12 protein-coding genes and 2 pseudogenes are annotated in these 20150 nt (G+C 74.4%); 8 read left to right on the top strand and 6 right to left on the bottom strand.

What is annotated here, in order from left to right:
- Nucleotides 1–135 precede the first annotated feature (135 nt).
- A complete protein-coding gene (locus tag AB0D29_RS25520) occupies nt 136–1083 on the top strand; it encodes an oxidoreductase (protein ID WP_362857359.1) in 948 nt (315 codons plus the stop codon).
- 334 nt (nt 1084–1417) lie between these two features.
- On the opposite strand, the gene AB0D29_RS25515 is transcribed toward AB0D29_RS25520, so the two are convergent.
- Both AB0D29_RS25515 and AB0D29_RS25510 read right to left on the bottom strand, forming a co-directional pair.
- Entirely contained in the window at nt 1418–2020 is a 603-nt protein-coding gene (locus AB0D29_RS25515; protein ID WP_362857357.1) for a TetR/AcrR family transcriptional regulator, read from the bottom strand.
- A gap of 130 nt (nt 2021–2150) precedes the next feature.
- A complete protein-coding gene (locus AB0D29_RS25510) occupies nt 2151–3128 on the bottom strand; it encodes a serine protease (protein WP_362857355.1) in 978 nt (325 codons plus the stop codon).
- Nucleotides 3129–3349: 221 nt separating this feature from the next.
- On the opposite strand from AB0D29_RS25510, the pseudogene AB0D29_RS25505 reads away from it, so the two are divergent.
- From AB0D29_RS25505 to AB0D29_RS25485, 5 genes and pseudogenes are all read left to right on the top strand, one after another.
- Nucleotides 3350–4440, top strand: a pseudogene (locus AB0D29_RS25505) (phosphatidylinositol-specific phospholipase C domain-containing protein).
- A 113-nt stretch (nt 4441–4553) separates the two neighbouring features.
- The gene (locus AB0D29_RS25500) at nt 4554–5816 is read left to right on the top strand and encodes a hypothetical protein (protein WP_362857353.1); all 1263 of its coding nucleotides are present in this window, start codon (nt 4554–4556) and stop codon (nt 5814–5816) included.
- A 233-nt stretch (nt 5817–6049) separates the two neighbouring features.
- Nucleotides 6050–7630 (top strand): annotated as a pseudogene (locus AB0D29_RS25495) (hypothetical protein); the annotation flags it as partial.
- A 284-nt stretch (nt 7631–7914) separates the two neighbouring features.
- Entirely contained in the window at nt 7915–9018 is a 1104-nt protein-coding gene (locus AB0D29_RS25490) for a MoxR family ATPase (RefSeq protein ID WP_362857351.1), read from the top strand.
- The gene (locus tag AB0D29_RS25485; RefSeq protein WP_362857349.1) at nt 9015–12629 is read left to right on the top strand and encodes a pentapeptide repeat-containing protein; all 3615 of its coding nucleotides are present in this window, start codon (nt 9015–9017) and stop codon (nt 12627–12629) included. Before AB0D29_RS25490 ends, AB0D29_RS25485 begins: the two co-directional genes overlap by 4 nt.
- Before the next feature lie 10 nt (nt 12630–12639).
- On the opposite strand, the gene AB0D29_RS25480 is transcribed toward AB0D29_RS25485, so the two are convergent.
- The 4 genes from AB0D29_RS25480 to AB0D29_RS25465 form a co-directional block, all read right to left on the bottom strand.
- On the bottom strand, nt 12640–13539 hold the full coding sequence (locus AB0D29_RS25480) for an ion transporter (protein WP_362857347.1): 900 nt from the start codon (nt 13537–13539) through the stop codon (nt 12640–12642).
- A 146-nt stretch (nt 13540–13685) separates the two neighbouring features.
- Nucleotides 13686–14456, bottom strand: a complete 771-nt coding sequence (locus AB0D29_RS25475) for an alpha/beta fold hydrolase (protein WP_362857345.1) — start codon at nt 14454–14456, stop codon at nt 13686–13688.
- Nucleotides 14457–14517: 61 nt separating this feature from the next.
- Entirely contained in the window at nt 14518–14718 is a 201-nt protein-coding gene (locus AB0D29_RS25470) for an acyl-CoA carboxylase epsilon subunit (RefSeq protein WP_362857343.1), read from the bottom strand.
- Nucleotides 14719–14723: 5 nt separating this feature from the next.
- Nucleotides 14724–16283: an acyl-CoA carboxylase subunit beta gene (locus tag AB0D29_RS25465; RefSeq protein WP_362857341.1), complete on the bottom strand. Its 1560-nt coding sequence runs from the start codon at nt 16281–16283 to the stop codon at nt 14724–14726.
- A gap of 272 nt (nt 16284–16555) precedes the next feature.
- On the opposite strand from AB0D29_RS25465, the gene AB0D29_RS25460 reads away from it, so the two are divergent.
- A complete protein-coding gene (locus AB0D29_RS25460) occupies nt 16556–18367 on the top strand; it encodes a fatty acyl-AMP ligase (RefSeq protein WP_362857339.1) in 1812 nt (603 codons plus the stop codon).
- Nucleotides 18364–20118, top strand: coding sequence for an acyl-CoA dehydrogenase (locus AB0D29_RS25455; protein ID WP_362857337.1), 1755 nt, complete (start codon nt 18364–18366; stop codon nt 20116–20118). Before AB0D29_RS25460 ends, AB0D29_RS25455 begins: the two co-directional genes overlap by 4 nt.
- The last annotated feature ends 32 nt before the right edge of the window (nt 20119–20150 follow it).

Below are 20150 nucleotides of genomic sequence, written 5' to 3'. Positions count from 1 at the left end.
AGCCTACTGGCCTGCGGATCCGGGGCCCGCGCCCACCCTCGCGATGCCCGTGCGATGCCCACGCGACGCCCCCGCGGTACCGCCGCGAGGCCAGGGTCTACCCTCGGTAACCCACCGCGACACGAGGGAGCCGCCATGCCCGGCTGGAACGCCAGCAAGATCCCCGACCAGAGCGGCCGGGCGGCCGTCGTCACCGGGGCCAACAGCGGGATCGGCTACGTCACCGCCCGCGAGCTCGCGCGGCGCGGCGCCTCGGTCGTACTGGCCTGCCGCAGCGCGGCGCGCGGGCGGGCGGCGGTGGTCCGGCTGCGCGCGGAAGTGCCGGGTGCCGAGGCGGAGTTCATGCCGCTGGACCTCGCCGACCTGGCCTCCGTGAGGGAGTTCGCCACCGCCTACGGGCAGCGGCACGCCTCCCTGGACCTGCTGGTCAACAACGCCGGCGTGATGGCGCTCCCGTACGGGCGCACCGCCGACGGGTTCGAGACCCAGTTCGGGGTCAACCACCTCGGGCACTTCGCCCTCACCGGGCTGCTGCTGCCCAGGCTCCGGGCGGCCGCCCCCGGGGCCAGGATCGTCAACGTCTCCAGCGGCTTCCACGCGCTGGGGAGGATCGACGTCGAGGGCGGCGGCCCGGACGCGCTCTCCGACGAGCGCGGCTACCGTCGCTGGGTCGCCTACGGCCGCTCCAAGACCGCCAACCTGCTCTTCACCCACGAGCTGTCCCGCCGCTTCACGGCCGCCGGCTCCGCGATCACCGCCGCCGCGGCCCACCCCGGCTACGCCTCCAGCAATCTGCACTCCGGAGCCTCGAAGGTGGAGGGCCCGACCCTCAACTCGCGCGTGGCGGCCTTCGGCAACGCGGTCGTCGCCCAGCCCACCTCCTCGGGCGCCCTGCCCACCCTGTACGCGGCCACCGCGCCCGGGGTCCGCCAGGACGCGTTCATCGGCCCGCGGTTCGGCTGGCGCGGAGCGCCGGCGCCGTCCTGGCGGGCGAAGTGGACCCTCGACGACAGGTCCGGCGAACTGCTCTGGGCGGCCTCCGAGAAGCTCACGGGAGTCTCGTACGCGTCCCTGCCGCGCTGATCCCGCCGGTGCCGCCCTGCCGCCCCCCCCGCAGGTCACTCGGACACTTCTCCGCCCCTGACGGGTCTCCCCGGGCACGCCCCCCGCGCGGGCGCCCCCGGTATGAGTCCGTCCGCCCCCGGGTCGCCTCCGGGCGCCCCGGTCCGTGCCTGACCCGGGAGCGCCCCGCGCTGGAGACTCGGCGGCATGAGCGACGACGATACGGACAACCACCCAGAAGCCCACGACCGTGCGGTGGTCCTCGGGCGGGCGTGGTCGGCCTGCTCGCGGCGCCGGTGTTCGCGGAGACGTCCGGCCGCGTGACCGTGACCGTGGTCGTACCGTGGCGGGACGGTCAGGCGGGTTCGGGGCGCAGGGAGCGCCAGATGTGTTCCGGGAGGTGGCGGGCGGCTTCGGTGAGGTCGATCTCGTAGGTGCTGGACAGCCAGCGGCGGGCGGCCTCGGCGAGCGGGCCCATGACCAGGACCTCGATCACGGGGGCCGGCAGCGGGGCGATCTCGCCGCGCTCCATGCGGACCCCCAGCCACTGCATGATGGCCGCGAACTTCTCCGCCTTGGCCGCGCCGATCTCCTCGGCGTGGGCCACCAGGTAGCCGGAGTAGGCGGAGGCGTGCAGGAACAGCGCGACGTCCCGGTGCTCCTGGGTGAAGGTCAGATAGGCCGCGACCCAGGAACGCACCCCGGTGCGGGCGGTGCGGCACCGGGTGAGCGCGGCGACCATGTCGTCGCACAGCATGTCCATGCACCGGATGTAGAGCGCGGCCGCGAGGCCGTCGAAGCTGCCGAAGTGGTGGTAGAGGCTGCCGAGGCTGACCCCGCTGGCCGAGACGACCGCGTTCACCGTGAAGCCCTGCTGACCGGATTCGGCGAACACCCGCAGCGCGGTGGTCAGGAGCAGGTCGACGGTGGCTTCGCCGCGTTGTTGCTTGGGAGTCATGCTGCGGTCCCGTCGGTGTGCGTGGTGCTGTCCGGAATCTGCGCCACCGAGCGTAGCAAGATCGCGGAACTGGAACACCTTTCTAGAAAGATCCTTCGTGATCTCTCGTGATGTCCCGTGGCGGCAGGGGTCAGGGCTTGGTCGAGCGCTCGTACAGCGCCCGGGTGTCGTCGCCGAAGTGGATGCTGTACGAGGTCTCGTCGTCGCCGCCCCCGTCGCGGCCGCCGATCACCCCGATGAGCGTGCGGCCGTCGGTCAGCACCGGGCCGCCGCTGGTTCCGTTGGGCACGTCCGCGCAGTCCAGCCGCAGCTGCGTCGGGCCGGCGGGGCGGGCGGTGTTGCGGCACTCCAGCGGCTGCTCGGAGTCGTTGGGGTAGCCCACGAGGCGGGCGGGCGCCGGCAGTTCGGGCCGGAAGGCGATGGTCTCGGCCCCGGTGACGTCCTCCAGCCGCTGGCCGGGGTAGCCGGGCCGGCGCAGCCGGAGGAAGGCGATGTCGTGGTCGGGGTCCTGGTCCTCGGTCCAGCGCGGGTCCACGTCGATCCGGGTGGGCACCCAGACTCCGTACGGGGCCACGCCGTCGCGGTAGCCGGGGGCGAAGGCGAGGTTGGTGCGGAAGCCGCCGCCGTACACGCAGTGGGCGGCGGTGGCGATGAGGTCGCCGCCGGGGGAGTGGACCACGACGGCCGAGCAGTGGTGGTCGGGGTCGCCGTCGGAGCCGGGGGAGAAGAGCGCGCCGATCGCGGGCTCGGCGGGGGCGGGCCGGGCCGCCAGCGGATCGGAGGGCTGCCAGCCGGTGGTCCGCCAGTTGGCCGGGGCGTCGCCCCCGGCGAAGGCCTTGCCGTCCGTCGCCGCCTCCGGGTCCTCCCGGACGATCCCGTCCAGTACGGCGCCCGCGGTCTTGTCGGCGCGTTCGGGGTCCTGCTGGTAGGTGCCCCGGGCGGGGTCCCCGTCTGCGCGGTTGGCGGCGATGCCCCGCAGCTCCCAGGCGGCGTACCCGAGGCCCGCGAGGACCAGGGTGCAGAGCAGGCCGAGGAGCACGGAGCCCCATGTGCTCCGCTCCCGCCCCCGTTCCCGTCCCCGCTTGCGCCCGTGAACCCTGCTGGCCATCTGCTGCTCCCACCCCGCTGACACGTCCGACTCCTCGTTCGATGGGGGGATGACGGCGCGGGTTCCGCGAACCGGACGTGGTCGTGCTCACAGCCGACCGTACTGTCGTGTACGCGTCATCATTTGGCCTTCCGTCGGCCACCCGACCGCCCTACGCTCCAGGCGACTTGAGCACCCCCACCTTGATCGACAGGAGCCAGGGTATGAGATTGCGGAACCGGATGGCGGGCGCGGTGACCGCCGGACTGGCAGCCGTGGCCCTCGTGCTCGGCACGGCGCCGGCCGGTGCGGCGGGCGGTGCGCAGGCCGCCGCGTCCCGCGTCGCGGGCACCGCCGAGGACCTCCCGTACGCGGGATCGACCGGCGTCGGCGTGCACAACGCCTACGACCAGGCCAAGTACCCCTACTTCGCGGACGCGCTCGACTCCGGCGCCGCCATGCTCGAACTCGACGTGTGGACCAACTTCTTCGGCAGCTCCTGGCGGGTCTCGCACAGCAACCCTCCCCCAGACTCCGTCCGGGGGGACCCCCAGGCAACGACAACAACTGCGAGAACGCCACCACCCCGGCCCAGCTGCGCACCAAGGCCCGCAACCAGAACCTCGCCGGCTGCCTCGCCGACATCCGCAGCTGGCACGACGCCCACCCCGGCCACCGGCCGGTCGTCCTCAAGCTGGAGCTCAAGGACGGCTTCGCCGCCAACCTCGGGCGCGGCCCGGCCGACCTCGACGCGCTGCTGACCGGCAAGCTCGGCGACGCCGTCTACGGCCCCGGCCGGCTCGCGGCCGGACACCCCGACCTCGACACGGCAGCCCGCGCCGGAGCCTGGCCCGGCCGGGCCGCCCTCGCCGGGAAGTTCATCGTGGAGCTGATCCCCGGCACCCTGGAGGAGGGCAACGGCTCCGACACCCTGTGGACCGACCGCGAGTACGCCACCCACCTGCGCACCCTCGCCGCCCAGGGCCGCCTCGGCCAGGCCGCCGCCTTCCCCGCCGTCCACCGGGCCGAGGCGGGCGACCCGCGCACCCGCTACGCCGACGTGTCGCTGCGCCCCTGGTTCGTGGTCTTCGACGGGGACGCGAGCGCGTACGCCTCCGGCTCCGTCGACACCGGCTGGTACGACCGCAACCACTATCTGCTGATCGCCACCGACGCCCACAACGTCGCCCCCGCCATCGACTCCACCCGCCCCACCGAGGCACAGGCCCGCGACCGCCTCGGGCTCCTCGCCGGCCGCCACGCTTCGATCGTCTCCGCCGACTGGTACCCGCTGCCCCAGGTCCTGGCGACGGTGGTGCCGCGCGGCCGCTGAACCCCCGGGGCCCCGGAGCCCCGGGATCTCCGAACTTCCGCTTCCGCGCACCTTGTTGCCCGCACGACGCTATGGTGCGGGCGGGGGCGACTGTACGAGGGGGCGGGGCGACGATGCGTTTTCTGTTTGTCCACGGCACGGGGGTACGGCGCGAGCGGCACGACCGCCTCTTCGGCCTGGTCCGGGAGCGGCTGACGGCGAGATTCCCCGACGCGGCCGTCGAATCCTGCTACTGGGGCGACCGCTTCGGCGCGACCCTCGGCGCGGGCGGCCGGTCCGTCCCCGGACTGCGGCGGCCCGGTCCCGACGCCGAGCCCGACCCGGTGGACGCCGAGACGGCAGAATGGGCGCTCCTGCTCGCCGACCCGCTGTGCGAGCTGCGCGTCCTCGCCGAGGCCGGCTGGGAGGGCCGGGACGGCGCGGACGGTGACGACGCCGAGGACGACGGCTTCGCGATGCCCGGGGTCCAGTCCGCCGGGGCCCGGGTGCTCGGGCTGCTGGCCGCACTGCCGCCCGCGCCGCCCCGGGCCGGGGACGAGCTCGGCGCACTGCTCCACGGCACCGGGCTCGCCGCGGGCTTCGCCGCCGGCCTGGAGACCACCGCCCGCTCCGCCGAGGCCGCCCGGGCCGGAGAACGCGCCGCCGACGAACCACAGGCACGGGAGCTGGCCACCGCCCTCGCCCGCGCCGTGACCGCCGCCGCGCTGGCCCGTGCCGGAGCCGAGGCCGACTGCACCGGCGCCGAACGGGACCGCCTCGTCGAGCTGCTCACCACCCGCCTCGGCGGCGACGCCCGGGTGCCCGGCGCCCGCGCGGCCGCCGTCCTGGGCCGGCTCGCCCTGCGGGTCACCACCCAGCCCCTGCTCAACGCCTGGCGCGGCTCGCTCACCGTCGGCGCCACGCCCGCGCTCGGCGACATCCTGCGCTACCAGGCCCGCGGCCACGACCTGCGCACGTTCCTGCACGCCAGGATCGCCGCCGACCCGGCGCCGACCGTACTCATCGGCCACAGCCTCGGCGGGATCGCCCTGGTGGACCTCCTCGCCCTCGCCGCCGCCCGCGGCGAGGCCCTCCCCGGGGCGGAACTGCTCGTCACCGTCGGCTCCCAGGCCCCCTTCCTCCACGAGCTGGGCGCGCTGGCCGCGCTCGAACCGGGCGCGAAACTCCCGTACGGCTTCCCGCGCTGGCTCAACGTCTACGACCGCCAGGACGTGCTCTCCTACCTCGCCGGGCCGGTCTTCCCCGGCGACCCGCGGGTCACCGACCACGAGGTCGGCAGCCGCCAGCCCTTCCCGGCCTGCCACAGCGCCTACTGGAAACAGGACTCCCTCTACGAGCGGATCGAACAGGCGGTGGCCGAGGCGGAGATCGGGTGACGCCCGCCGACTTCCTGCCCGCGGCCCTCGGGCCGCGGCGCACCTTCGCGCTCGTCGCCGGGGTCGAGCGCTACGAGATCAGCCACCACTGGAACCTGCGCGGTCCGGCCCGCGACGCCCTGCGCTTCGCCCGCTGGCTGACCGGTCCCGCCGAAGTGCCGGCCGGCAACGTACGGCTGCTGCTGTCCCCGCTCGACGCGCCGGACGACCTCGACTGGACGGACACGCCGGCCATGGCCGCCCTGCGGACGACGCACCGCCCGGCGACCGAGGAGAACGTGAAGGCGGTGCTGCTCGACGAACTCCCGCAGTGCGACGGCGACCTGCTGTGGATCTTCTGGGCCGGCCACGGCTACCTCGGCCCCCGCCAGGAGCTGATGCTGCCCTGCGCCGACGCCAGCCGCGGCCAGATCAGACACCTCAACCTCGACTCGGCGCTGCGCTGGTGGCGGACCGACCTGGTCAAACCGCGCCGCTTCCCGCTCCAGGCGGCACTCGTGGACTCCTGCCGGGTCGACGCGCCCCGCGACGCCCGGTGGAACTTCGGCACCACCGACTACGGCGGCGGCAGTTCGGTGCCGGGCCGCCGCCAGTTCCGGCTCTACGCCTCCCGGGAGGGCGAGGCCGCGCAGAACGACGCCGAGCGCGGGGCCGGCCGCTTCACCGAGGCTCTGCTCGGCGAGATCGGGCACCGGTCCCTGCGGGAGGGCGTCAGCGGGCTGCCCGGCGCCGCCCTCAGCATCCACCGCGCCTTCCAGGAGCTGCGCGAGCGCGGCGAGGGCTGGCAGCTGCCGCAGTTCGTGGTGGACCGGGACTGGGACGCCTGCTCCTTCCTCGACGACGAGCTGCCCGGGCCCCGGCTGCCCCGGGCCGCCCGCCTCGACCAGCGCGCCTGGGACGGGCTCGGCGAGCTCTTCGAGGGCCGCGAACTGCCGCGCGGCGCGTACGAGGCCTACGCGTGGGCGTTCAAGGTGGCCGGCTGCGCCACCCCGGTGCGCGGCGGCCTGCCGGGGGACAGCCTCCTGGAAGTGGTCCAGGACCTGGACGAGCGCCAGGGCGGGCGCGGCGGGATGCCGCTGGCCGTGCCCTTCGTACGGTTCCTCGCGGACCGGGCCGCCAAGGCGGGCGACGCGGCCTGGGAGGGCCGGCTGACGGACTGGGTGCACGCCACCCGCGAGCGCCTCCGCCTGCCCGCGGTGCCCGCGCCCCCGCCTGCGGCGCGCACGACGGTCGTGCACGTACGGCTGGAGGCGCCGCCCGGCGGCGGCCCCGGCCACCTCGCCCGGATGTGGCTGCACGGCGAACGGACCGAGCACATATGGGAGTCCGAGGACGCGCCGGTCCGGCTGGACGCCGTACGGGAGGAGCTCGTACGGCAACTGGCCCTCATCGGGGCGACGTCGGGCGGCGGCGGAGAGGACGGCCGGCGGACGAACGGCGCGGTGGACCGCATCGAGTTCCACGTGCCGTACGAGCTGCTGGACGCCGACTTCGACCAGTGGCCGGTGCCCCACGGCCCGGCCGGCCGGACCCGCGCCCTCGGCCAGCTCCACCAGGTGGTGGTGCGCTGCCCGCAGGAGAGGGCGGACACCCGGGCCGAATGGCACACCTCCTGGCGGTGGCTGTGCGCCCAGGGCGGCCGGCACCACGACGCCGTCCGGGTGGTGGAGGACGCCGAGGTCACGGACGCGCTCGGGCTGGAACTGGCCGACGGCCCGGCGCCCGCCTGCGTCCTGGCGCACACGGCGGCGGCGCCGCACGCCGGACTGCTGGAAGCCGTGCTCGAAGGCGGGGTCCCGGTGGCCGTGTGGCGGCGCGGGGGCGGCGTACCGGCGCCCGCGCTCCTCGACCTGCTCGCGCCGGCCGGGCCGGACGGCCGGCCCGACCCGGCGCACTCGACGTACTGGACCTGCCCGCACGCGTGCGGGCCGTGCGCCGGGCGGCCGCGAAGGCCGCCGCGCGCGCCCGCCAACCTCCGGCAGGGGGAGACCAGTTGGTGCTCCTGTGGGACGATCCCGACGACGTGCCGGGCCTCCGGTCCCTGGCCTGACCCCCCGACCACCGACAGACCGCGACACGGACGATGGAGGCAGAGGCAGTGGCGAAGGACTGGTGGCTGTACCACGGGAGCGGCCCCGGCGCGGACCGGCGCACCCGCCTGGAGACCGGATCCCCGCCGCCCTGGCGGGACTTCACCGGCACCCCCGACCCGGGATACGAGCCACCGGGCTGCGAAGGGCCGGCCTGGGAGCGCACCTGGCGGCGCGGCGTGGGCTACGTACCCGACGAGGCGGAGAAGGACGTGGTCAACACGGCCCTGTACCTGCGCCGGCCGCTGCTCATCACCGGGAAGCCGGGCGTCGGCAAGTCCACGCTCGCGGCCAGCATCGCCACGGACCTGGGCCTGGGCCCCGTACTGCACTGGCCGATCACCAGCCGGACCGTGCTGCGGGACGGGCTGTACCTGTACGACGCCATCGGACGGCTCCAGGAGGCCGGGCTGGAGCAGCTGCGCACGCCGGGCGCGCACCCCGCGACCGCCGCCGACGCACCGCCGCCGCCGGGCCCGGCCGCCGTCCCCGCCGCCGCACCGGCCGCCGCCCCCGCCGCCCCGTCGATCTCCCGCTACCTGCGCCTCGGACCGCTCGGCACCGCGCTGCTGCCGCAGGACCGGCCCCGCATCCTGCTCGTCGACGAGATCGACAAGAGCGACATCGACCTGCCCGGCGACCTCCTCACCGTCTTCGAGGACGGCGGCTTCCTCATTCCCGAACTCGCCCGCCTCGCCCAGGAGGACCCCACCGTCGCCATCGGCACCGACGACGACCCCGAAGCCGCCGTGCGGATCACCCAGGGCCGCGTCCAGTGCCGGTACTTCCCCGTCGTCGTCCTCACCAGCAACGGTGAACGCGACTTCCCGCCCGCCTTCCTGCGGCGCTGCGTGCGCCTCCACCTGGAGCCGCCCGGACCGGAGAAGCTCGCCCGCATCGTGCGCCGCCGGCTGGGCGTCGACATCGAGACGGGCGAGGAGTACCAGGAGCTCGTCCAGAGCTTCCTCGACCGCGCCGAGGACGGGGACCTCGCCACCGACCAGCTCCTCAACGCCATCCAACTGCGCCTCGCCGGCGCCTGGTCCGCCCCCGGGGACCGCGACCGCTTCCTCGCCACCGTCATGCAGCACCTGACCGGGCCCACGGCGTGATCGAGAGGCTGCTCGCCGCCTTCGCCGAGGGCGCCGAGGACGGCGGCCCGCGCACCGGTGCCGGCGTGGAGGAGATCGCCGACATCCTGTGGCTGGCGGCCCGGGTGGACCCCGGCGGGGCCCGCCCGCCCGGCACGCCCGCCGCCGGCCCGCCGGGCGAGCAGCCGCCCGTCCCCGAACCGGCCCCGCCCGAGGCCGGTCCCGACGCGCTCGCGCCACCCGGGCCCGACCGCCCGGACGACGGCCCGCCCGCCGTCCAGCTCTTCCCGGCCGCCCCGCGCGACCCCGCCGGAAAGCCGGCCGACGGCGCAGGAGGCCGCCGGGGCGCGCCCGTACGGCTGCCCCGCGCCGCCTCCCTCGACGATCCGCTCGCCCTGATGCGCTCCCTGCGCCCCGTCGGCCGGCGCTCCATCGGCGGCCCCGGAGAGGAACTGGACGAGCAGCTCACCGTGGAGCGCAGCATCGAGCGGATGGTGCCGACCCCGGTGCTGCGGCCCGCCGAGAGCCGCTGGCTGGACCTGGCGCTGGTCGTCGACACGCACCACTCGATGCTGCTGTGGTCGGACCTCGTGGACGAACTCCGCGGCGTCCTGACCCGCAGCGGGGTCTTCCGCGACGTACGCACCTGGCAACTGACCGGCACCGGGCCCGGCGCCACCCCGATGCTCACGCGCGGCCGCGGCGGCCCGCCCCGCAACCCGCTGGAACTGGCCGACCCCGCTGGCCGCCGGCTGATCCTCGTACTCTCCGACACCGTGGCGGGCGGCTGGCGGGAGGCACCCGTACAGGGCGTGCTCCGGCACTGGTGCGCGCACAACGCCGTCGCCGTCCTGAACGTCCTGCCCGAACGGCTCTGGACGCGCGGCGCCGTCCGGCCCGTCCCCTTCGCAGTCCGCGCGGACCGGCCGGCGGCCGCCACCCGCTCCTGGCAGCGGGTCCCGGCCACCCGGCGGTCCGGCGCCGGCCGCCGCCGCGCCGGCGCCGCAGCGGTCGCGGCCGTCGTACCGGTGGTCGGCATCGCCTCGGGCAGCCTGGCCCGGCTGGTGCGCGTGGTCTCCGGCGACGGCCGGTGGCGGCGGCTCGCCTGCCTGCGGCTGGACGCCGAGCCGGGGGCCACGAGCACACCGGAGGATCCCGCACCCGCCGGCGCCCGCAGCGCGCTGGAGGTGGTGGAGCGCTTCCGGGCGAGCGCCTCCCCGACCGCGCAGCAGCTCGCCGCCCACCTGGCCGCCGTACCGCTGACCCTGCCGGTGATGACGCTGGTGCGGCGCTCCCTGCTGCGGGACTCGGAGCACGGCCACCTCGCGGAGGTCGCCCTCGGCGGGCTCTTCGCCCCCTGGGGGGCCGAACAGCGCACCGAGGAGGTGGAGTTCGAGTTCCTGCCCGGGGTGCGGGAGGCCCTGCTCGGCTCGCAGCTGCGCGGGGACGTGGCCGCCGTACGGGAACTGGTGCGCCGCCGCGTCTGGGAGTTCATGTCCCGCAACCGGCGGCCCGCACCCGACTTCACCGCGGTCCGGGTCACCCCGGGGGGAACGGGCCGCCGCGCGGTGGCCGACGAGGCCCTGCCCTTCGCGGCCGGGCCGCCGCAGGAGCCGGGCCTGCGGGAGCGGGTCGTACGCGTGCGCTACGACACCATGCCGGAGCCCCAGGAGGTCGGCACCCTGCTGACGCCGCGGCTGGTGCTCACGGTCGGCGACGCCCCGCTCTCCCGGGGTGCGGTCGCCTGGGTGCGGGCCGGCGCCCGGGAGGTCTCCTGCCGCCCGGTGTGGTGGGACGACGCCCTGCCCCGGGTCTCCCTGCTGCTGGCCGACGAGGACCTGGCGGACCGGGCCGCCCGGCCGGAGCCGTTGCCCTGGGCGGAGGCGGACACCGGGACCGCGCGGGTCCGCGTCGACGGCCGTACGGACCGGGGGGAATCCGTGGCGCTGACGGGCGAGGTCGTCCCGAACGACGGCGCCCGCAACGGCGAGCTCGTCCGGCTCTCCGCCGAGCCCGAGAGCTGGACGCACTACCGCGGCGGCCCGGTCTCCCACGCCGGCGAGCTGGTCGGCGTCGTGCACGGGGTCTGGCCGGACCGCATGGTGTTCCTGTCGGGCCGCGCCCTGCGGGAACTCCCGCGCTTCCGGGCCGCCTTGGCCGAGCACGGGCAGGCCCGCGCGGCGGAGGACTCCGGTGTGTGCCTGGCGGTGCTGCCCGGTGACGACGGCGTGTACCCGATCGGAAGCTCGCCGATCGCGGAGGCGAGAGAACTCATGATGCGGCTCATGGGGGACGCGGACATTCCCGGGCGGTTGGTCGGTGGTGAAGAGGGCGCGCCGATGCTCGTGCTGCTGGAATCGCCCGGTGCCCTCGGCAAGGCCGGACGGCTGCTGTCCGAATTACCCAGGGTCATGGCCCTGTTCGGCGGACGCGGGATGGAGGGCATGCACCCTTCCGTCCGTGTGGCAGTGGCCGTGGGGCCGGCTGAGACCATTGCCACGGAGAGCCGCGGGCAGATCATGTCCGAGGCGCGCCGGATCGTCCGACACCCCGGGATGAACCGGCACCGGTTGCTGTCGGATGACCTCGCCATCGCCCTGTCCCACTCCCTGTACGAGGACCTCGGCGAGCTGCTCGGACCCACGGCGCTGCGCTCGCTCGCGCCGCTCGGTCGCGAGGCGGAGGGCTGGGTGTGCACCGGTGACCCCGTCGAACTCGGCTACGCCCTGACGGAAGCGGGTGAGCTCCAGGTCGAGGGCATCGGTTGGCCGACCTGCGGCCTCGGCGTCTCCGAGACCCTCCCTGCCGGGTGCATCGGGATCAGGCTGCCCGGGTACGACAGCTGCTTGGCCCATCTGGAGCCTCAGGAGGAGTACGTGTACCTGGGGACCTTGGGACCCGGTTCACCGGTGGACCTCAGGGGCACCACCTTCGATCGGGGGCTGCTCCGGCGGCTCCTGGCAGTGCTACGGGAGTCGGGTTCGCAACCCGTCAGGCTGGGTCCGGCGGACTTCGACCGCGCGGCCTTCGTGGACGACTGGAGCGAAGAAGGGGCCGAGTTCCTCGCCCGAGCCTCATTCGTCCGGGCACAGTTCGCTGGGCGGGCCAGGCTCGGGGGCTCCACCTTCGCCGGGCCGGCCTCCTTTGACGGTGCGGTGTTCCTCGGCGTCGGCGATTTCGACCGCTGCCGCTTCCACCACGCGACCAGGTTCCGCCGTACGGTCTTCGGCGGCCTGGCGGGTTTTGCGGGCAGCGTCTTCCGGGACGAGGTCTCCTTCGCCCGGGCCGTGTTGGAGGCCTCGGCCGACCTCAACGGGATGCAAGTGGCCGGGAGGGCTGATTTCTCCCGCGCCGTGTTCCGCGGCCTGACCGGGCTGAGCAGGGCCGGTTTCGCCGGACCCGTCTCCTTCGCGTCCGCGACATGGGAGCAGGGGCTGGTGTCCACCGGTGCCGTGTTCGACGGACCGGTGGACTTCGGGAAAGCCACGTTCCGGGGCCGGGTCCGTTTCGAGGGCCTGAGGCTCCAGACGAGCCCGCACGACGGTCTCACCGGCCAACACGGCCGCTGGGACACCCGAATGCGCCCGGACGGCACGTGGGACATCCGCCTGCTCGACTCCGGGAAGGAGTGAGCCCGCCCCCTCAGGGCCCGCTGTGCGAGGCCTCCAGCTGCCGCGGCGGGCGGCCGTCCGCCGTGGTGAGGGTCGCCTCGATCTCGTCCAGGGCGCGGCGGGCCGTCGCGATGCGGTCCCGTACGTCCGCGTCGGTCGGCGGCGGACCCGGCTGCTTCAGGTCGCGGTTGGCCGCGTCCTCGATCTCGCGCGCCTCGTCGAGGGAGTTGAGGACGACTCCGATGAGGACGTTCACCAGCACGAAGGAGGCGAGCAGCGCGTAGGAGGCGTAGTAGATGATGCTGAGCCGGGAGATCTGCAGCCCCGCCCGGACGGCGTCGGTCAGGCCGTCGAGGGTGGTCAGCAGGAACAGCGTGAGCATCGCGCGGCCCACCGAACCGTAGTGCTGCGGGTCGGAGTCGGCGAAGCAGACCCAGCCGACCATGGCGTACACGTACAGCACCAGCGCGCCGACGAACAGGAAGCTGGCCGTCCCCGGCAGGCTGCGGCCGACGGCGATCAGCAGGATGCGCAGGTGCGGCAGGAAGCGCGCGGTGCGCAGGACGCGGGCCAGCCGCAGCATCCGCAGCAGGGTGGTGTTCTCCCGTACGAGCGGGACGAAGGCCGAGGCCACGACCGCGAGGTCGAAGAGGTTCCACGGGTCGCGGAAGAATGCTTTCGGCCGGTCCGCGCACGCGCCGATGCGCAGCAGCATCTCCAGGCTGAACAGGGCGAGGCAGCAGTTCTCCGCGGCCTCCAGCAGCTGCCGGTGGTCCGCGGCGAGCCCGCTGTACGTCTCCACGCCCATCAGGGCGGCGTTGAGCAGGATCGCGCAGAAGACGACCAACCCGAAGGCGGGGGCCTCCGTGGCCACCCGGCATCGGGCTGCCAGCTTCATCCGGCCGCGTCCGACCGGCTTCGGGTCTCTCATCGTGCTCCTCGTACTCTCGTCTGCACCACGGGCGAACGGCGGCCCACCTCTCTAACGCCCCACAGCCGATCGGGTTTCATCATTTTGCGTACGCCAACGCGCCGACTCGTGCGGGTTGTCCGCCGATCCGGTCCCGGAACGCCGGGCTACGCGAGCACGCCCCGGAGCAGGGCGATCACCTCGGTGGCGTGCTCGTTGAGGTAGAAGTGGCCGCCGGAGAAGCGGTACAGGGAGAAGGGGCCGTCCGTGTGGTCGGCCCAGGCCGCGGCCTCCTCGGCGGTCACCTCGGGGTCGCTGTCCCCGGTGAGCACCGTGATCGGCGAGGTCAGGGCGGGGCCGGGGCGGTAGCGGTAGGTCTCGGCGGCCTTGTAGTCGCCTCGGATCGCCGGGAGCACCGAGCGCAGCAGTTCGTCGTCGGCCAGGACCGCCGGGTCCGTGCCGTTCATCCCCTTGATCCTGGCGAGCAGCTCGGCGTCGGGGGCCAGGTGGACCAGCTGGTTCGCGCGCGGGCGGGAGGGGGCCCGGCGCCCCGAGGCGAACAGCGCCACCGGTGCGGGATCGCCGGCCGCCTCCATCCGCCGCGCCACCTCGAAGGCCAGGGACGCGCCCAGGCTGTGCCCGAACAGCGCCACCGGCCGGTCGCACCACGGCCGCAGCTCCGCGACGACCCGGTCCGCGAGCTCGTGCAGATCGTCGACGCACCGCTCGTGGCGGCGGTCCTGGCGGCCCGGATACTGCACGGCCAGCACGTCGGCGTCCGGGGACAGGGCCCGCGACACCGGGAAGTACCAGCTCGCCGAGCCGCCCGCGTGCGGGAAGCAGAACAGCCGTACGGGGGCGTCCTCGGCGGGGTGGAAGCGGCGCAGCCAGGTGCTGGTCGCCGTCAGGGTCGAAGGGGTCAGGGTCGTACGCGTCATCGTCGGTCGGTGTCCTTTCGGGGGAGGCCGGGAGGTCCGGCCGGCTCGCGGTGGGTCCGGCTCACCGGGCGGTCCAGGTGCCCGGCGGACGCCAGCCGCGGGCGGGACCCCAGTCGGCCCGGGCCGCAGGCGCCGGGGTCTGCGGACCACCGTCGCCCGGCTGCCGGGCGGCGGCGAGCAGCGCGAGGAGGACGGCAGCCAGTTCGGTGCCGTCCGGTGCGCCGCGCACGATCTTCACGTCGGGTTCGGCCCGCTCGCTCATCGGGCTCAGAACGGCGGGTTGCCGTGCTTGCGTTCGGGCAGCGGCACGTGCTTCGCCCGCAGGACCTCGAGTGCGTCCGTGAGCACCTGCCGGGTGGTGGCCGGGTCGATGACGTCGTCGACGAGGCCGCGCTCGGCGGCGTAGTAGGGATGCATGAGTTCCTGCCGGTACTGCTTGACGCGCTGCGCGCGCGTCGCCTCCGGGTCGTCCGAGGCGGCGATCTCCCGGCGGAAGACGATGCCCGCCGCGCCCTCGGCGCCCATGACGGCGATCTCGTTGGTGGGCCACGCGAACGACAGGTCCGCGCCGATCGAGCGGGAGTCCATGACGATGTAGGCACCGCCGTACGCCTTGCGCAGGATCACCTGCACCCGGGGCACGGTGGCCGCGCAGTACGCGTACAGCAGTTTCGCGCCGTGCCGGATGACACCGCCGTGTTCCTGGTCGCTGCCCGGCAGGAAGCCCGGCACGTCCACCAGCGTCACCAGCGGAATGCTGAAGGCGTCGCAGGTCTGCACGAAGCGGGCGGCCTTCTCCGAGGCGTGGATGTCCAGCACCCCGGCGAGCGAGGCGGGCTGGTTGGCGACGATCCCCACCACGTGGCCGTCGAGCCGGGCCAGCCCGCAGATGATGTTGGTCGCCCAGTGGGCGTGGACCTCGAAGAGATCGCCGTCGTCGATGATCTCCTCGATCACCGCGCGCATGTCGTACGAGCGTGCCGGGTCGGCCGGGACCAGCTCGGACAGCGCCCCGGTCCGGCGGTCGGCCGGGTCGCCGGCGGGCAGGGCGGGCGGCATCTCACGGTTGTTGGAGGGCAGCAGCGACAGCAGGTGCCGTACCTCCTCCAGGCACTCCTCCTCGGTGTCGTAGAGGAAGGCGCTCGCGCCGGAGACGGAGGAGTGGACCTGCGCGCCGCCGAGTTCGTCGTGGCTGATCCGCTCCCCGGTCACCGCCTGCACCACGTCCGGGCCGGTGATGTACATCTGCGCGATGTCGCGCACCATGAACACGTAGTCGGTCAGCGCGGGGGAGTACGCGGCCCCGCCGGCGCACGGCCCGAGCATCACGCTGATCTGCGGAATCACCCCGGACGCCGCCACGTTGCGGCGGAAGATGCCGCCGTACCCGGCGAGCGCGGTGACCCCCTCCTGGATCCGGGCCCCCGCGCCGTCGCTGAGCGACACCAGCGGGGCGCCGGCCGCCAGCGCGAGGTCCATCACCTTGTGGATCTTCTGCGCGTGGGCCTCGCCGAGCGAGCCGCCGAAGATCCGGAAGTCGTGCGCGTACACGAACACCCGGCGGCCCCCGACCTTGCCCCAGCCGGTCACCACGCCGTCGGTGTGCGGTCTGCGGTCCTCCAGGCCGAAACCGGTGGCCCGGTGCCGGCGCAACTGCTCGATCTCGCGGAAGGTGCCCGGATCGAAGAGCAGGTCGAGGCGCTCGCGCACGGTCAGCTTGCCGCGCGCGTGCTGCGCCTCGGAGGCGCTCGGGGACGGGCCCAGCCCGGCGGACTCCTTGATCGCTCCTAGCTCGGCCACTCGGACACCGACATCGGCAACTGTCATGCTCCACCCGTTTCCTCGGCCGTCGGGGCGCGCATGTGGCGGCCCTGGGCAGTGCCCGCCATTGAAGGCGGCCGGGGGGCGCGCGGAGAACACCGACCACCCCCCTGAACGGGATAGGGGGTGCCGTCCGCAGGTCCCCGGAGCGGGCGGGCGAGGCTGCCGCTGGCCGCGCGGCCGGCGGGCGCAAGCGCCCCTTAAGCACGGGCGCGCAGGATCCGGGGGAATCGAGGTCCGCCATTCCACGGGCCCGCTGACCCGAGGGGATGCCGCGGATGTCACCGTCACGCTTCGCCACCTTCACCGAACTCCTCCGGGTTCGGGCGGCTGAACTCGCCGACGAGGACGTACACGTCTTCCTCCGAGACACGGCCGGCGGCGTGGAGGCCGAGCACCTCACCTACGGCGAACTGGACCGCGAGGGCAGACGGATCGGAGCCTGCCTGCGGGAACACGGGGCGACCGGACAGCCGGTGCTGCTGGTCTACTCCTCCACCGTCGAGTTCCTCAAGGCGTTCGCCGGCTGCCTCTACGCCGGCGCCATCGCGGTCCCCGTACCCATGCCGGGCGAGGCCGGCCGAGACAAGCGGCTCAACCGCACCACCGCCGTGCTCAAGGACACCGCCGCGAAGGTGGTCCTCACCGAGACGGCCGCCGCCCCCGAGGTCGCGCTGTGGCTCGCCCGCAACGCCGGCCCCGACGCGGTGTGCGTGGTCAGCGACGTGCCCGGCATCGGCGACGCCGACGCCTTCCAGCCCGTCAACGCCCGCCCCGACGACCTGGTGTTCCTCCAGTACACCTCGGGCTCCGTCTCCGAACCGCGCGGCGTCACCGTCTCGCACCGCAACCTCCTGGCGAACCAGGCCGCCCTGCAGAAGGTGCTGCGGACCACCCGCGAGGACGTCTTCGGCAGCTGGCTGCCCTACTTCCACGACATGGGACTGGTCGCCCACCTCCTCCACCCGCTCTGGCTCGGCAGCCACAGCGTCCAGGTCACCCCGCTGTCCTTCGTCAAGCGCCCGCTGCGCTGGCTCCAGGCCATCGACGAGTACGGCGTCACCGTCGGCGGCGGCCCCAACTTCTCCTACGACCTGTGCGTACGCCGCGTGAAGGACGAGCAGATCGCCGCGCTCGACCTGTCCCGCTGGCGCCTGGCCCTCAACGGCGCCGAACCCGTACGCCCCGAGAGCCTCGACGAGTTCGCCGAGCGGTTCGCCCCGGCCGGCTTCCGCCCCGAGGCCCTCTACCCCTGCTACGGACTGGCCGAGGCGACCCTCGTCGTCTCCGGCGGATCCCCCGGCACCCCGCACGTCCGCAGGGACTTCGACCGGACCGCCCTCCAGCGCGACCAGGTGCTGCGCGCCGGATCCGGACAGAACGTCAAGACCCTGATCGGCTGCGGCACCCCGGTCGACGTGGAGGTCCGCATCGTCGACCCGCTGACCCACCGCGAACTGCCGGCCGGCGCCGTCGGCGAGATCTGGCTGCGCGGCTACAGCGTGGCCCGCGGCTACTGGCGGCGGCCCACCGAGACCGCGCACACCTTCCTCGCCAGCCTCAACGGCGAGGAGAGCAACTTCCTGCGCACCGGCGACCTGGGCATGCTCGAAGAGGGCGAACTGTTCGTCACCGGGCGGCTCAAGGAAGTCATCATCATCAACGGCCGCAACGTGTACCCGCAGGACATCGAATGGGCCGCCCGGACCGTCAGCCCCGCGCTGACCTTCGGCGCCGGCGCCGCGTTCTCCGTGGACGCCGGCGGCGAGCAGCTCGTCCTCGTCCAGGAGGTGCGCGGGGCGGGCAGCGCCGAACTGCGCACCGTCGCCCAGCGGATGCAGGCCCTGATCGGCAAGGAGTTCGAGATCCCGGCCGGCAACGTGCTCCTGGTGCGCCCCGGCACCGTACGCCGCACCAGCAGCGGCAAGGTCCAGCGCACCCTGATGCGCAAGCTCTTCCTCGACGGGGTCCTGCGCGGCGAGTACGAGGTGCTGACCCCGGACGTGTACGCGCTGGCCCGCGCCGAGGACGCGCTGTTCGGGGAGGACCTGCTGCGGCCGGAAGGAGCCGACGGAGGAAGACGGTGGTGACGTCGCTCCTCGGCGACCAGGCAGTGGCCCAGCAGCGCGAGCGGACCGTCCGGGCCCGGGTGGCCGAGCTGGAGTCGCTGTTCGGCGACCCCTCGGACCCGGCCAACCCGGTCGGCTACACCGCGCTGCTGGAGGCCGACCGGGCCGCGGTGCCCTTCGCCGCCGGCGAGGCGCTGCTCGACGGGTTCGGCATCACCGACGAGTACATACCGCGCGCCCTGGGCGGGCGGCTCGACGGGATGGACACCCTGGTCAGGATCATGCGCCCGGTCTTCCGCCGGGACGTGGGCCTGGCCATGGGCCACGGCATGACCACCTTCATGGCGGCCTCCGACGTCTGGACCGCCGGGAGCTCCCGGCAGCGGCACTGGCTCGCCGGGCTGCTGCGCGACGGCGGCAAGGCGGCCATCGCACAGCACGAGACCGCCCACAGCAACGACTACGTACGAAGCCAGGTCACCGCCCGCCGCAGCGGCGACGGCTATCTGATCAGCGGCGGCAAGCCCATGGTCAACGACCTGGAGCGGGCCGGGGCGCTGGTGCTGTTCTGCCGTACCGACCCGGCCCCCGGCAGCCGCAGCCACTCGGTGCTCCTGCTGGAACCCGGGCAGCTGACCGACGCACGGGCGGCCGTGACGGCCCGCCGGACCCCCGTCGGGCTGCGCGGCTGCCGGTTCGCCGGCGTCGAGTTCGACGACTGTCCGGTGCCCGGGTCCGCCCTGCTCGGCCCGGAGGGCAGCGGGATCACGACCGCCCTGCGGTCCTTCCAGATCAGCCGGACCGTGATCGCCGCGACGGCCGTCGCGGCCCTCGACACCAGCCTGCGCACCGCCGTCCGCTTCGACCGGGAGCGCTCCGGCGGCTGGCAGTCGGGCGGCCGCGGCGACGGCGGCCGCACCGGCGCCGCGCTCACCAACGCCTTCGTCAACCTGCTGCTGTACGACGCCCTCGCCGTGGTCGCCACCCGGGCCCTGCACCTGCTGCCCGCCGAGACCAGCGTCTACTCGGCGGCGCTCAAGTACCTGCTGCCCCGCGTGCTCACCGAGACCATGTACGACCTGTCCATCGTGCTCGGCTCCGGCTTCTACACCCGCGAGGGCACCCTCGGCATCTTCCAGAAGCACGTCAGGGACGTACCGGTGCTCAGCCTCGGCCACGCCGGGACCGTCGCCTGCCAGGCCACCGTCATCCCGCAGATGCCGCGGCTGGCACGGGCCTCCTGGTTCGTCGAGGACGAAGCGCCCGCCGGGCTGTTCCGGCTGCGGGGCGACCTGCCGCCGCTGCGGACCGACCGGCTCAGCCTCGCGTGCGGCAGGGACTCCCTCAGCGCGACCATGCTCGCCGTCAGCGCCGGCATCGACGGCACAGGCCCCGTCGAGAGCGCCCTGCGCACGCTCGCCGGGCAGCTCGTCGAGGAGTTCCGCGACGTACGGGCCCGGGTGCTGCGACTGGACGCGGCCGGTGCTGCGGCCACCGCCCAGCCCGCGAAGTTCGCCCTCATGGACCGGTACGCGCTGCTGCTCGCCGCGGCCGCCGTGCTGGGGCTGTGGGACCAGGGCCGCTACGGCCCCGACCCGTTCCTCGCCGACCCGTCCTGGGCCGCCGCCGCACTCCACCGCATCGCCCGGCGGCTGGGCACGCGCGTCGCCGACCTTCCGGGGGAGTGCGAGACCCGGATCCGGCACGAGGTCCAGCTCCGCTTCAGCACCCAGATCAGCTACGACCTCTATTCCACGCCCATCCCCGGCTGACCGGTCGACCCGGCCGGCCGGCGGACGCGCCG

It is taken from the genome of Streptomyces sp. NPDC048424, from assembly GCF_040651555.1.
Classification (GTDB): Bacteria; Actinomycetota; Actinomycetes; order Streptomycetales; family Streptomycetaceae; genus Streptomyces.
This window is presented reverse-complemented; position numbering and strand designations above follow the sequence as displayed.